This window comes from Paenibacillus ginsengarvi, from assembly GCF_003626695.1.
GTDB lineage: Bacteria > Bacillota > Bacilli > Paenibacillales > NBRC-103111 > Paenibacillus_AB > Paenibacillus_AB ginsengarvi.
Window position 1 is genome coordinate 214,838 of sequence record NZ_RBAH01000010.1, and the last position, 13,352, is coordinate 228,189.

A 13,352-nucleotide genomic window follows, 5' to 3' on the forward strand; every position below is an offset into this window, starting at 1 on the left:
GGCGGCCAGAATACGACGCTGCCTAGCGCCCGAGCCGGTCCAATGCCATTTTATAACCGTCGTTGCCGTAGTTCAAACAGCGCTTCACGCGGGAGATCGTCGCCGTGCTGGCTCCCGTTTCCGCCTCGATCTGGTTGTAGGTGCTGCCTTTGCCGAGCATGCGGGCTACTTCAAGCCGCTGGGACAAAGACTGAATTTCGTTGACCGTGCACAGATCGTCGAAAAAAATATAACACTCTTCCACCGATTTCAGCGTCAAAACCGCCTCGAAAAGCTGGTCAATCGATTTATCGTTTAACTTCTTTAATTGCACGTAAACTCAACCCCTATTTCACTGACTTAGGATGCTTATCGAAATAAAGTAACTTCTTTTTCTGGAAGCCAGGTGATTATTTCGTTAAGCATACTTACTTACCTGTTTCGACATAAGAAGCCGCATTCCTTCCTTTACAATTGCGAAACGTTAAAATTTCTATGCATTACAGGACTAAAAGGTTTCCTTCCGCTTTTGCCGGCGCCCATTTTGCAGCCTGGCAGGGCGAATCCCCGAACTGGACGCGGGTATACCGGGCATTCGTCCAATCCAATCATTCGCCTACCACATACAGTATCGTATATTCCCAAAAAGAAGGAATGTGAGCCCTCGTGAATCCCTATCAATGGCCAGCTCGGCGGGATGGACAAAACCAGCGGAGTCCGCACTATCCATATGCTCGGAACGCTTCGGATTACCGGGAATTCGGCGCACAGCCCGGGGCCGGACAAAGCGGATTTCCTGCGGAATACTCCTACATCCCCCCGCAATACGGACAAAATTTGCCCAGCGCTCCCTCCACTTCGCTGTTTGGCGGCGGTGGGGCGGCGGGTGGCGGCAGTAGTGGCGGTGGCGCCGGCGGACTGCTCAGCAACTTCAACCTGAAGGATATCAAGTCGTTCGTCGACCGGATGGGCGGCATTGACGGCATTGTGTCCGCCGTCGGCAAGGTGCAGAAAATCGTCAGCAACATCCAGCAGATGCAGCCGATGATCAAACTGCTGATGACGATGCTGCCCGGCAAAAAAGCCGCGGACGACGAAGCAGACGAAGAGAAGTGGAGCCGCCCGCGCAGACGCAGGCGGAGACGGCGGCGTAGAGGCAAGGCCCGGAGAAAGGCCCGGACCCGTTCTACGATCTATATCCACCAGCCCCAAAAAGCGAAACGCCGAGACCCTTACTGGTAATCGTTCCGATCGCCACACAAGCAGTAAGCCCGCCTCACAGAGAGGCGGGCCGTTTTGTCATGGAGCCGCAGCAGGGCCGGTATGGGCGTTCAGCGCGGCCGCCAGATCGCCCGCATCGTAAACGAAGCCGTACAGCAGTGCAACCTGCCACAGGGCAATTTCTTTGGCGGTCTCCGCACGGGCCGTCTCCTTGTTCTCGATCGCCGTCACCGCCTGGCGGATCGCCGAGCACATATAGCCTTCGCGCTGCATATCGACCATACCTCCCGGCGACGTCTGCAGACAACCGTTAATCGCGAATCCGGCGTAGACGAGATGGTTAATCCCATCCGCTCTACACAAAGCATGGAGCTGCGCCGAAGATTCGGCGATGCCCTCATCCTTGGCAGGCCGGGCCGCAGCGGGAAAATCCATCCGGCTTTGGCCGGCGGCGATATCCGCGCGGTTGTGGTCGCCCGGGAATACGGACGCCGCGCGAAACGCCGACAACCGGCGGAACGTCTCGTCATACTCGACCCGGCGTGTCTTCGGCTGCTCCGGACCGGCCAGACGCACGGCTCGCTCATAGCCCGGATAGTCGCGGAAATAGCCGCTCCCCGGCCGAACCACATGGTAAACCGTCATTCCGGCCGACCTGGCGGCGGTAAGCAGCCCGGGCATCACCCGATCGCATATGTCGTACGAGCGCGGAATGTATTCCACAACCCGATGCCACCCGGCATACTGCTCCCTTGTACCGCAATCCCACGCATGCATAACGATCAGTGCCGTTGTATCCAGAGACATCGGAAGCACACTCGTCCTCCATCCCCCGAATCCTTCCGCCGGCACGTCAAGCGCAAAGTCCGCATCGTACTGCTGGTAATACCAAGTTGGAACGTGCATCTCTCCCATATCCCCGCCCCCTCGATTCCGCTCCGTGCAGCCGCAGATGAAGCCTGCCCCGCTGTCGCAAAAAGAGCATCGCAAGCAGGCAATCTGCTGATGCGATGCTCCCGATGACTGTCTACCGACAAACTTATTTATTAAACCCAGCCTCTCAGCCTGCTGGCCTCGGCATATTTTTGCACGCCGACCATGTAAGCGGCAAGGCGCGGCGTAACTCCGCGGCTTTTCGCCAGTCCGAGCACCTTTTGCACCGAATCGACCATTTTCGTTTCCAGACGGCTATTGACTTCCTCTTCCGTCCAGTAATAGCCCTGGTTGTTCTGCACCCATTCGAAGTACGACACCGTAACGCCTCCGGCATTGGCAAGCACGTCCGGCAGCACTAGCACGCCGCGCTCGTGCAGCTTGTCTGACGCTTCGAGCGACGTCGGACCGTTGGCCGCCTCGATGACCAGCTTCGCTTGCACCGAATCGACATTGTCCATCGTGATCTGGTTCTCCAGCGCAGCCGGTACGAGCACATCGCAAGGAAGCGCGAGGAATTCGGCGGTCGTCAGCCGTTTGCTGAACAGGTTCGTTACGCTGCCGAACGAGTCCCGGCGATCGAGCAAATACTGAACGTCAAGCCCCTTCTCGTCGTAGATGCCGCCGTGCACGTCGCTGATGCCGACGACGATCGCGCCCCATTGATCGAGAATTTCCGCCAAATGGCTGCCTACGTTGCCAAAACCCTGGATGCACACCTTCAGCCCCTTGAGCGCCATGCCCTGCTGAGCCGCCGTTTCGCGAAGCGCGATCGCCACGCCGAGCGAGGTCGCCTTGTCGCGTCCTTGCGAGCCGCCGATCACAAGCGGCTTGCCCGTAATGAAGCCGGGCGAATCGTACTCGCGGATACGGCTGTATTCGTCGAGCATCCAGGCCATAATTTGAGCGTTTGTATACACATCGGGAGCCGGGATGTCTTTGTTCGGGCCGACGATCTGGCTGATCGCCCGCACATAACCGCGCGCGAGACGCTCCACCTCGCCGAGCGACATCGTCCGCGGATCGCAGATGATACCGCCTTTGCCCCCGCCGTACGGCAGATCGAAAATGCCGCATTTCAGCGTCATCCAGAGCGACAGCGCCGATACTTCCTCCGCCGTAACGCTCGGGTGAAAACGAATGCCGCCCTTCGTCGGTCCTACGGCATCCGTATGCTGGGCGCGGTATCCGGTAAACACCTTCACTTGGCCGTCGTCCATCCGTACCGGAATACGAACCGTCAGCAGCCGCAGCGGCTCCTTCAACAGTTCGAAGTAGCTTTCGCCGTAGCCGAGACGCTCGAGCGCTTCATGTATGACCTTCTGGGTCGAGGCCAGCACGCCCTCGCTTAAAGGAGCCGTTCCCGCCCCCACCAAAATCCGTTTGTTCCCACTCATCTGCTTCACCTGGCTTCCAGTTAATGTATGCAACCTGTATTTCCGCTAGACCTTACTCCAGTTAACAATACCTTACACGGGGTGTCAAGGTGCATAAACCGCCAATTTAGGACAAGTTCCGGGTATAAATAGCTTGCAGCGCTTTATCCACGGTCGGATAGCGGAATGCGAAGCCGCTCTCCAGCGCTTTGACAGGCACGGCGTTTTGCCCGGTCAGCAGCATATCCGCCATCTCTCCCAGCACGAGACGCAGCGCAAATGCCGGTGCCGGGATTAGAAAAGGTCTGCGGAGCGTCTGGGCAAGCGCTCTCCCAAACGTCTCGTTCGTAACCGGATTCGGCGCGGTCGCATTGACCGGCCCTTGCACCTCCGCGTTTTCGATACAGTGGCGGATCAGACGCACGATATCGTCCGCATGAATCCAGCTCATCCACTGCCGTCCGCTGCCTACCTTGCCTCCAGCGCCCAGCTTGAACGGAAGCGCCATAAGCGGAAGCGCGCCGCCGTCACCCGCCAGCACAACACCGGTTCGAAGCAGCACCAGACGCCCACACCTTATGCTTTGTGCCGCCCGCTCCCATTCCAGCACGATACCGGACAAAAAATCGACGGCGCTTAACTGGCCTGTCGTCTCGTCATATACGGCCGTCTCGGACGGGGCGTAGACGCCCACCGCGGACCCGTTCACGACCGCCTTCGGCGGTTCGTCCAGCGCTTCCGTAAGTTCGGCCAGACGCGCTGCCGCCTCCAGCCGCGATTCGAGCACGCGCCGTTTTGCCGCCGCGCTCCAGCGCTGGTTGATGGTCTCCCCCGTCAAGTTGACGATGCCGTCCAATCCCTCGAACGATCCCTTCTTCTCCATGAGCTGATCCCAGCTCACGGTCCGCACCCGATCAAGTGTACCGCCGGATGACTTCCGGGATACGAGTATCAGCTCGTCGCCGCACGATTGCAAATACCGGATCAGTTTGCTTCCGATGAACCCGGTTCCCCCGCATACCGCGATTTTCACCCGGCCTCTCACCGTCCTTCGCCCGTTTCCCTCATTTTACCATAGAGTGACGGGCGACGAAAAAAAAGAAAAGCCCCACAAGGAGCCTATATACATTCGATTGAATAGAGGGGATGACTTTCCGGTCGGACAGCCGCCCTCAGATAATTGCTTGGTTACAGATTAAAGCAGCCATTGCAGAAGATCGATCAAGGCCGATAAACCTCCGCCGATCGCAGCGCCGATAATGGGATGCATCCGGTGTGCTCCTTCCTTTTTCGAATATGCTGGTTATTATGTCCTTTTTGGTGCCAGAATAGTCTATGGACCAGCGCCCCCGTTTGTCCGCCGGAACGCCAAAAAGCCCGCCGCCGCAGGTGACGAGCTTTTAAGCTTTGCATCCATTTGGCAGCACACAGTACTTAGGTGAACCGCAGGACGATCGATCTGGTCGCTAAGTACATACAGCATGTAGCAGTACAAAATTTGTATTCGGAGCGTATCTATGAAGTTGAAATGGTTACAGAAGCGGATTACATTCCTGGTCATCCCTGACGCGGCCAGCCGTGTCGTCCGATTTAAACTGTCGGGCTGGGCGTTGTCGCTTATGACGTTCGGCGCCGCCCTGCTGGCATCACTGGCGATCACCTTCTGCATCGGCCAATTGCTGCTCGGCATTACATCCCGGTTCGAGCAAACCGTGCATGAGAAAAATACGACGATCGGGCAGCTTCAAAACGATCTGGTTCGTTTATCCCGGCAGGCCGATGAAATCCAATTCAAAATGGACGAGCTAAAAAAGCTCGAAAACGAAATGAAGTCGCTAACCGCCAGCATAACGGGCGGCCAATCGGTGCCGGCATCTTCGGCAGCGGGGAGCGATACGACCAGCTCCAGCATGGGCGGGGATTCCAGTCCTGTAACCGGGGGCGACATCCGCAAGCTAGTCGCCAGCACCGGCCAGCAATTCGCTGCGCTCGGCACCGAGATCGACAGCTTGTCCGGCGCACTCGCCGAGACGAACAAGCAGGCTCAGGAGCTGCAGCATACACTAACGGTTACCCCGAGCATATGGCCGGTTGACTCGCGGACCGTTTCCTCGAACTTCGGCGTGCGAATCGATCCGTTTACGAAGACGGCCAGCTTTCACAGCGGCTTGGATATAGCCGGACGTACGAACGACCCGATTTATGCTGCCGCCGATGGAGTCGTCCTCTCTTCGGGCTGGAACAAATCCGAAGGCAATTCCGTACTGATCGATCACGGGAATGGGCTGCGCACGTTATATATGCACCTGAACGAACTGGTAGTGGCAAAGGGGGATCGCGTGAAAAAAGGCGAGTTAATCGGCAAAATGGGCTCCACCGGCCGAAGTACAGGCCCGCATCTGCATTACGGGATCTTTAAAAACGGCGCCGCCGTCGATCCCCGGCCCTACCTCCAAGATTCGAAAAAAGGAACAAAAACAAAACCCCCGTCGGCCGATTAGGCCGTACAGGGGTTCTTTCAACGCCTATCGCCATCAGTCGTCGGATGAGAAAATCCCGAGCAGCCGAAGCAAATAAAGGAACAGGTTGATGAAGCTCAAATACAGATTAAGCACGGCGAGCGGGATGTCTGCATCGGCCAAGCCGTCCTTGTACTGGGATATATCGTACAGGATGAAGCCTGAGAAAACAAGCACGCCGAAGGCCGCGATAATAAGCCCCAGTGTCCCGCCAAGACCGCCCGTGAACAGTCCAATCAGACTAAATCCGATCAATACGAGAATGCCAACGGTCAAAAATCCACCCAAAAAGCTGAAATCCCGCTTGGAGTAGTACGCATAAGCCGTCAAGCCGCTGAAAATGATGCCCGTCATCAGAAACGCCGTTGTTACGAGCGAAGGGCCGCCGACCGATGTGTAGTAGGCAATGCTCGGAAATATGGTGATCCCGCTGATTAAACAAAACGCGTATACGAAGCCGTATCCGATCCCCTTGCCCTTGCGCCGGATGAAGAAGGCGGCTACGAGCATGACCAGCTCCAAAATAATTAGCGGAATAAACAGCGCCGGCGGAATGAACATGCCGATGAACGAGCCGATGAACGAGACCAGTATCGACAGCGTAAACATGCGCAGCAGCTTGTGAAACGGCGCATTGTACGTCGATTGGTGTTCACCGGTATAGGATTGCTGTCGTTCCATATCCATGAAAAAACCTCCCTATTACGGTTGTACCTATATTTGGTATTAGTATATCATAGGATTCCGAATTCATACCATCCATGTTGGACATCCTAGGGGAAATGATTCGATAAATCGCAATCCGCGAGGTGATACCGCGATGCAATGGTTTGTCTGGCTGGTAACGACTCACTGGCTGTCGCTTCTGCTTCTGCTCGGAGCACTTGTCGCTGTCTGGTTTGCGCTCAAGCATTGGAAGAAATACGAAAACAACGAGTTTGAGTAGCTCACGTCTTGGGCGACTCCTGCCGTTCCCCTTTCAGAAAACGCACCGCTTCCGCGTCCAGGCGAAACGTTCCGGCGTCGCAGCTTTCGATGAGCTGCTCGGCATTACGCGCCCCGATAATCGGAAAGACGGGGAACGGATGCGCGATCAAGTAGGCCAGCGCAAGCGCAGCCGGCGTTTTGCCGGTTTGCTCGGCAAGCTCCAGCACACGGTCCAGCCGGCCGAAATTCGTTTCGTGCCAGTGCTGCTTCACAAACTCCCGCTTGCGCTCAGGAGCGGGCTGTTCGCGGCGGTAACGCCCGCTGAAGAAACCGCCGGCCTGTGAAGAGAACGGAATAGCCGCGAGCTGCTCCGCCTCGTGATACGCCCCCAGCGCCTCATCCATGAGCACGATCGTCTCATCGGAAATGTTCTCCTTGGCAATGCTCGATAAGCTCCACATCATCTGATTGGCGCAGAACGACTGCAAGCCCTTCGATTCCGCGTAACGTTTCGCCTCCTGTAAACGCTCCAGCGTCCAGTTCGAGCAGCCAAAAAAACGGATATGCCCTGCCCGAACCAGCTCGTTAAGCGTTTCCACTATTTCCTCCACGGGACGGGTCGGATCGTCGCGATGCAGCCAGTACAAGCCGATGCAGTCGGTTTGTAGATTCGTCAAGCTTTCCTGCAGATCTGCGGCGATCTCCTCGGCGGACAGCCGGAAGAAACGCTCCGGCTTCGGACAAGCCCCCTTCGTCGCGACAATGATCCGGTCGCGGTCCGGCCTCGTACGCAGCCACTTGCCAATCGTTTTCTCGCTGATCGACGGGATCGGGCAGCTCCAGTTCGCATAGTTCAAAGCGGTGTCGAAAAAGTTGCCTCCCTGGTCGATAAACGCATCCATGAGCCGGAACGAGTCGCTTTCGTTAATCGAGCTGCCGATCGAGGCCGCCCCAAAGCAGATCGTCGATGCATGTAAATCGGTTCCCGGTATCGTTTGTTGAATCATCCTATTCCCATCTCCCTTACCCCTGCCTACAATGGAGTGAACTTGAACTGCTCCTATTGGAGCATGTCCCCCCATATATTGTCAACGTAAAAAAACGGCATACAGCAAAAACGCCCGCCATTGGGCGGACGTCCGGGATGATAGCTTATGGATCTTAAAGCAAAGCCTTTAGCGCGATATCTTTGCGGTACTGCATTCCTTCGAAGCGAATCCGCTCCGCGTCGGCATACGCCTTGGCCCGGGCTTCCTCGATGGTGGCGCCTCTCGCGGTCACGCCGAGCACGCGGCCGCCGTCGGTAACGACCTGGCCGTCCTTCAGCGCCGTTCCGGCGTGGAACACAACCGATTCTTGAACCTCATCAAGGCCGTGGATCGGAATGCCTTTCGGGTAGCTGCCCGGATATCCCCCGGAGGCGAGAATGACGCACACGGCCGATTCGTCGCTCCACCGAATATCCATGTCTTTCAGACGGCCGTTGATCGTGGCCAGGAAAATGTCGATCAGATCGGTTTCGAGCAGCGACAGGACGACCTGCGTCTCCGGATCGCCGAAGCGGGCGTTGAATTCGATCGTCTTCGGTCCATCCTTCGTGATCATCAGTCCCGCGAACAGGACGCCGCGGAACGGGCGGCCTTCCTTGACCATCGCTTCGGCCGTCGGCTTAATGATCGTCTCGATCGCTTCGTCGATAACGGACTGTGCGATATGCGGCAGCGGGCTGTACGTGCCCATTCCGCCCGTATTCGGTCCTTTGTCGCCGTCGAACACCTGCTTGTGGTCTTGGGACGGGACCATCGGACGGACGACGTCGCCGTCGACGAATGACAAAATCGACATTTCCTGTCCTTGTAAAAATTCCTCGATAACGACCTGACTGCCCGATTTGCCGAACACCTTGTCGACCATAATTTCCTTCAGCGCCTGCTCCGCCTCTTCGAGCGTCTGGGCGACGATCACGCCTTTGCCCGCGGCCAGACCGTCCGCTTTAATGACGATCGGAGCGCCCTGACGGCGAACATAAGCGATAGCCGCGTCATAGTCCTCGAACGATTCGTAGGCTGCGGTCGGAATGTTGTATTTTTTCAGCAAATCTTTCGTGAACACTTTGGAGCCTTCGATAATCGCCGCGTTTTTCCGCGGTCCGAAGACGGGTACGCCCCGCTCCTCCAGCACGTCAACGATACCGTCCGCGAGCGGATCGTCCGGACCGACGACGACCAGATCGATCGCATAGTCGAGCGCGAACTGGGCGATCTGCTGAAATTCGCTTTCCTTAATCGGCACACACTCCGCCAGCTCGGCGATGCCTGCATTTCCCGGCGCGCAATAGATGTGTGCAATGCTGGCGCTTTTTTTCAGCGCCCAGATGATCGCGTGTTCTCTTCCGCCTTTGCCAATGACCAAAATACGCAAACGTCAGCCCTCCCGGAATGTGAAATAGTTTACAGCTTGTTTATTACGTGCATCTCCGCCTGGCCGGATACTTTGTCGATCGTTTTGACCAGCAGCGAGATGCGGTTGTCCGCATTCAGCCGATCCCAGTAAAAAGCGGCTGTTTGCTTGATGTCGTCGAACAGGGGCATAAGCTGCGGCTCGCCCTGGAATGAAGGCAGCGGGTTGCCGTCGCCGGCATAGGTCGAGATGAAGTGACCGAATCCTGCGATGGCTTGCTCGTAATGGAAATAGTGGCGCATTGTCTGCGACTCGTCGTTCTGATTCGTCTTCAGAATCGACAACTTGTAGGCGCACGTTTCGTCGGACAGATCGACAAGACCGGAAATGCGCGGCGTGCAGTTCGGCTGGTCCGGCTCCCACGTCCGCGTTGCGAGCGCCTGCTCGAACGTGCGGCCGTTTTGCAGCGCTTCATAGATCGTGTCCGTCTGATCGCCGTTCGTCACGATATGAGCGGCGCCGATGTGACGAACCGGGTAATAGATCACGAGTGAAGGATCGGTCAGCTTAGCCGGATCTTTCGCCTCCGTACGGAGGAAGCCGTTCGCTTCTTCGATAAAAACGCGGTTGCGGCTGTTCTCGCTGCGTCCCATAATCCAGTATACCTGCGCATACCGCGTGCCGTCCGGCGTCAACCCGATTACGATGCCGCGGCCGGGATACGGATTCGATTGAAGGCGGCTGACGTTCAGCTCCGCCGTTTGGCTCCATTTTGCTGTCACTAGGGCAGGTCTCCTTTGCCGTCAGGAGCTTTTAAGCTCCTTAATCATTAATGATGGAACAATCTAACGCCGGAATACGCCATAACCATGCCATAGTCGTTCGCGGCTTGCACGACTTCCTCGTCGCGCATCGAGCTGCCTGCTTGAATCACGTAACGTACGCCGCTGCGGCTTGCACGGTCGATATTGTCGCGGAACGGGAGGAACGCGTCGGAACCGTACGAAACGCCGGTCAAACCTTTCAGCCATTCGCGCTTCTCGGCCGGGGTCAGGCGCTTCGGCACTTCCGCGAAGCACGCTTCCCAGCTCGCCTGCTCGACCGGCGTCAGCTCGTCTTCGAGCCACAGGTCGATCGCGTTGTTTTGCTCCGGACGGGTAAGCCCTTCGCGGAACTTCATGCTAAGTGCGGTCGGATGCTGACGCAGATACCAGCGGTCCGCCTTGTCTCCGGCAAGCCGCGTACAGTGAATGCGCGACTGCTGGCCGGCGCCGATACCGATCGTTTGACCGTCAAGCGCGTAGCAGATCGAGTTCGATTGCGTATATTTGAGCGTGATCAGCGAGACGAGCATGTCGCGCTTTGCGCCTTCGGTCAGTTCCTTGTTGTTCGTTACGATATGATCGAATACGGAGGCGTCGATGACGCCATTGTTGCGCTCCTGCTGCATCTTCAGGCCGAACAGCGTGCGGGTTTCGATCGTCTCCGGAACGTAGTCCGGATCGATTTGCAGAATGAGGAACTTGCCGCCCTTCTTCGCCTTCAAAATGTCCAGCGCTTCCTCGTCATAGCCCGGAGCTACGATCAAGTCCGACACCTCGCGCTTCAAGAGCTTCGCCGTCGATGCGTCCACGACGTCGCTGAGCGCCGCCGCATCGCCGAACGACGACATCCGGTCCGCGCCGCGGGCGCGGGCGTAGGCGGTCGCAAGCTCGGACAGCTCCAGACCTTCCACGAAGTAAGCCTTTTTCAGCGTGTCGTTCAAAGGGGCGTATACGGCCGCTCCGGCCGGGCTCACGTGCTTGAACGAAGCGGCGGCCGGCAGGCCTGTCGCTTGGCGCAGCTCGCGCACGAGCTGGAACGCGTTCAGCGCGTCCAGCAGATTAATGAAGCCGGGATCGCCGTTCAGCACGCGGATCGGCAGCTCGCCCTCACCTTCCAGGAACAGCTTCGCTTCTTTCTGGTGCGGGTTCATCCCGTAACGCAAAGAAATTTCGTTTGGCATGATGGACCTTCCTTCATTAGATTTCGGCAAACCGGGTTCCTCCTAGTGACAGTCCGACCGCAGATCGGTGTCGCCGCCGTGGCTTACCTTCGAGCTTCTATCATGTAACGGAACTAAGTTCCGTTATTTACCCACTTATCGGCGATTATCCAGCAATAGCGGAACTCAGTTCCGTTATTGGCAGCATTTTATCGCAAATCCGGTCGAATCCGCCTATATAGCGGAAATACGTTCCTCTATTTACTGCTTACCCGGCGTTTCTTCCGCAATAACGGAAATTTGTTCCGTAATTATAAATTCGGCACACATGGCGCGATTGCGAACCGCTGCCTCGCTCAGCTCCATAGCACGCGCCGGCCGTCGTCGCCAAGAGCCGCTTTCCCGCTCGCGATGGCGCCGATCACGTACGGGTACAGCACGTGCTCGACATGGTGTATGCTCGCCGCCAGCGAATCGGCCGTATCGCCTTCCGCCACTTCTACGGCGCGCTGGGCGATAATCGGGCCCGTATCCATGCCGCCGTCGACGAAGTGGACCGTCACACCGGTCATCTTCACGCCATGCGCCAAAGCTTGGCCGATGGCGTCGAGCCCCGGAAACGAAGGAAGCAGCGACGGGTGAATATTGATGATCCGTCCCTCGTACGGCTTCAGCAGCGTATCGGAGACGATCCGCATGTAGCCGGCCAGCACGACGAGGTCGATCTGCTTCCGCTCCAGACGTTCCACGATCTCCGCTTCGTACGCCGCCTTCGAAACAAACTCCTTCGGCCGGAACGCGAACGTTTCGACGCCCGCCGCCTCCGCCCGCTCCACGACTTTGGCGGAAGGCTTATCGCAAACGAGAAGCCCGACTTCGACATCGAGCTTCCCGGCTTGCACCGCGTCCACGATCGCCTGGAAGTTAGAGCCGCTTCCCGAGGCGAACACCGCAATGCGAAATGGCTTCATTACACATCCGCTCCGGTAAACGTTACGATCTGCTCGCCTTCGGTAACCGTTCCAAGCAGGTATGCCTGCTCCCCGTTCTCTTCGGCGAGGCGAAGCGCATGCTCCGCTTGCTCGGCAGGTACGACCAGCACCATGCCGATCCCCATGTTGAACGTGCGGAACATATCGTTATTGGAAACGGAGCCGGCTTCCTGAAGCAGCTTGAAGATCGGCAAAATCGGCCACGAGCCGTATTCGATCTGAACGTTTACGTTTTGCGGCAGCACGCGCGGAATATTTTCCAAGAAACCGCCGCCCGTAATATGTGCCATTCCTTTAATATTCACTTGTTCCAGCATGGCCAAAATCGACTTCACATAGATCTTCGTCGGCGCGAGCAGCGTATCTCCCAGCTTGCCGCCGAGCTCGGCGACTTCATCGTGCAGGCTGTAGCCTTTGTCCTGAAGCAGCAGCTTGCGGACGAGCGAGAAGCCGTTCGAGTGCACGCCGCTGGAGGCAAGACCGATGACCGCATCGCCCGGGGCGATCGAGCGGCCGTCGATTATTTTTTTCTTGTCGACGATACCGACCGTAAATCCGGCGATATCGTACTCGCCTTCGCCGTACATGCCCGGCATTTCCGCCGTTTCGCCGCCGATCAGGGAGCAGCCGGACTGCAAGCAGCCGTCGGCGATTCCTTTTACGATCGCTTCGATTTTTTCCGGGACGACCTTGTCGCAAGCCAAGTAATCGAGGAAGAAGAGCGGTTCTGCTCCTTGCACGACGACATCGTTGACGCACATGGCGACCGCGTCGATGCCGATCGTATCGTGCTTGTCCATCGCGAAAGCGATCTTCAGCTTCGTGCCGACTCCGTCCGTTCCGGACACGAGCACCGGTTCCTCGTATTTGTCTTTATTCAATCCGAACAAAGCGCCGAAACCGCCGAGCTCGGTGAGCACCTCCGGTCGAAACGTCTTCTGCACATGCTTCTTCATCCGGACGACCGCTTCGTTGCCCGCCGCGATGTCCACTCCCGCTTGCTTATAAGCTTCCGACAAAC

The 13,352-nt window shown here is 57.3% G+C and carries 14 protein-coding genes; 3 read left to right on the top strand and 11 right to left on the bottom strand.

Annotated features, from left to right (window positions below; all coding sequences use genetic code 11):
* Window positions 1-22: 22 nt before the first annotated feature.
* On the bottom strand, window positions 23-313 hold the full coding sequence (locus D7M11_RS15850) for a YerC/YecD family TrpR-related protein (protein ID WP_120748208.1): 291 nt from the start codon (window positions 311-313) through the stop codon (window positions 23-25).
* Window positions 314-645: 332 nt separating this feature from the next.
* On the opposite strand from D7M11_RS15850, the gene D7M11_RS15855 reads away from it, so the two are divergent.
* Window positions 646-1,221, top strand: a complete 576-nt coding sequence (locus D7M11_RS15855) for a hypothetical protein (protein WP_120748209.1) — start codon at window positions 646-648, stop codon at window positions 1,219-1,221.
* A 57-nt stretch (window positions 1,222-1,278) separates the two neighbouring features.
* Here the strand turns inward: D7M11_RS15855 and D7M11_RS15860 are convergent, their stop codons facing one another.
* The 3 genes from D7M11_RS15860 to D7M11_RS15870 all read right to left on the bottom strand — a co-directional run bounded on the left by D7M11_RS15860 (window position 1,279) and on the right by D7M11_RS15870 (window position 4,542).
* Entirely contained in the window at window positions 1,279-2,115 is an 837-nt protein-coding gene (locus tag D7M11_RS15860; RefSeq protein ID WP_120748210.1) for a hypothetical protein, read from the bottom strand.
* A gap of 131 nt (window positions 2,116-2,246) precedes the next feature.
* Window positions 2,247-3,530: a Glu/Leu/Phe/Val family dehydrogenase gene (locus D7M11_RS15865; RefSeq protein WP_120748211.1), complete on the bottom strand. Its 1,284-nt coding sequence runs from the start codon at window positions 3,528-3,530 to the stop codon at window positions 2,247-2,249.
* A gap of 106 nt (window positions 3,531-3,636) precedes the next feature.
* Entirely contained in the window at window positions 3,637-4,542 is a 906-nt protein-coding gene (locus D7M11_RS15870; protein ID WP_120748212.1) for a TIGR01777 family oxidoreductase, read from the bottom strand.
* Window positions 4,543-5,026: 484 nt separating this feature from the next.
* On the opposite strand from D7M11_RS15870, the gene D7M11_RS15875 reads away from it, so the two are divergent.
* Complete coding sequence (locus D7M11_RS15875; protein WP_120748213.1) at window positions 5,027-6,010, top strand: M23 family metallopeptidase; 984 nt, start codon at window positions 5,027-5,029, stop codon at window positions 6,008-6,010.
* A 33-nt stretch (window positions 6,011-6,043) separates the two neighbouring features.
* Here the strand turns inward: D7M11_RS15875 and D7M11_RS15880 are convergent, their stop codons facing one another.
* Window positions 6,044-6,715 carry a Bax inhibitor-1/YccA family protein gene (locus tag D7M11_RS15880; RefSeq protein ID WP_240041134.1) on the bottom strand — a complete coding sequence of 224 codons (672 nt, stop codon included), beginning with the start codon at window positions 6,713-6,715 and terminating at the stop codon, window positions 6,044-6,046.
* Between the two features lie 133 nt (window positions 6,716-6,848).
* Between D7M11_RS15880 and D7M11_RS37750 the strand changes: the two genes are divergently transcribed.
* A complete protein-coding gene (locus D7M11_RS37750) occupies window positions 6,849-6,974 on the top strand; it encodes a hypothetical protein (protein WP_275671705.1) in 126 nt (41 codons plus the stop codon).
* Between the two features lies 1 nt (window position 6,975).
* On the opposite strand, the gene D7M11_RS15885 is transcribed toward D7M11_RS37750, so the two are convergent.
* The 6 genes from D7M11_RS15885 to purM form a co-directional block, all read right to left on the bottom strand.
* Entirely contained in the window at window positions 6,976-7,962 is a 987-nt protein-coding gene (locus D7M11_RS15885) for an aldo/keto reductase (protein ID WP_158606646.1), read from the bottom strand.
* A gap of 154 nt (window positions 7,963-8,116) precedes the next feature.
* The gene (purD, locus tag D7M11_RS15890) at window positions 8,117-9,376 is read right to left on the bottom strand and encodes a phosphoribosylamine--glycine ligase (protein WP_120748215.1); all 1,260 of its coding nucleotides are present in this window, start codon (window positions 9,374-9,376) and stop codon (window positions 8,117-8,119) included.
* A gap of 29 nt (window positions 9,377-9,405) precedes the next feature.
* Window positions 9,406-10,137: an IMP cyclohydrolase gene (locus D7M11_RS15895; RefSeq protein WP_120748216.1), complete on the bottom strand. Its 732-nt coding sequence runs from the start codon at window positions 10,135-10,137 to the stop codon at window positions 9,406-9,408.
* Window positions 10,138-10,184: 47 nt separating this feature from the next.
* The gene (locus D7M11_RS15900) at window positions 10,185-11,360 is read right to left on the bottom strand and encodes a phosphoribosylaminoimidazolecarboxamide formyltransferase (RefSeq protein WP_120748217.1); all 1,176 of its coding nucleotides are present in this window, start codon (window positions 11,358-11,360) and stop codon (window positions 10,185-10,187) included.
* Window positions 11,361-11,695: 335 nt separating this feature from the next.
* Window positions 11,696-12,310, bottom strand: coding sequence for a phosphoribosylglycinamide formyltransferase (gene purN, locus D7M11_RS15905; RefSeq protein WP_120748218.1), 615 nt, complete (start codon window positions 12,308-12,310; stop codon window positions 11,696-11,698).
* Entirely contained in the window at window positions 12,310-13,350 is a 1,041-nt protein-coding gene (gene purM / locus D7M11_RS15910) for a phosphoribosylformylglycinamidine cyclo-ligase (protein WP_120748219.1), read from the bottom strand. Before purM ends, purN begins: the two co-directional genes overlap by 1 nt.
* Window positions 13,351-13,352 lie beyond the last annotated feature (2 nt).

Excerpts from the sequence above, each read along its gene's own strand:
- D7M11_RS15885 (WP_158606646.1), bottom strand. The coding sequence starts at position 7,962 with ATGATTCAACAAACGATACCGGGAACCGATTTACATGCATCGACGATC.
- purN (WP_120748218.1), bottom strand. The coding sequence starts at position 12,310 with ATGAAGCCATTTCGCATTGCGGTGTTCGCCTCGGGAAGCGGCTCTAAC.
- D7M11_RS15880 (WP_240041134.1), bottom strand. The coding sequence starts at position 6,715 with ATGGATATGGAACGACAGCAATCCTATACCGGTGAACACCAATCGACG.
- D7M11_RS15875 (WP_120748213.1), top strand. The coding sequence starts at position 5,027 with ATGAAGTTGAAATGGTTACAGAAGCGGATTACATTCCTGGTCATCCCT.
- D7M11_RS15860 (WP_120748210.1), bottom strand. The coding sequence starts at position 2,115 with ATGGGAGAGATGCACGTTCCAACTTGGTATTACCAGCAGTACGATGCG.
- D7M11_RS15900 (WP_120748217.1), bottom strand. The coding sequence starts at position 11,360 with ATGCCAAACGAAATTTCTTTGCGTTACGGGATGAACCCGCACCAGAAA.
- D7M11_RS37750 (WP_275671705.1), top strand. The coding sequence starts at position 6,849 with ATGCAATGGTTTGTCTGGCTGGTAACGACTCACTGGCTGTCGCTTCTG.
- D7M11_RS15865 (WP_120748211.1), bottom strand. The coding sequence starts at position 3,530 with ATGAGTGGGAACAAACGGATTTTGGTGGGGGCGGGAACGGCTCCTTTA.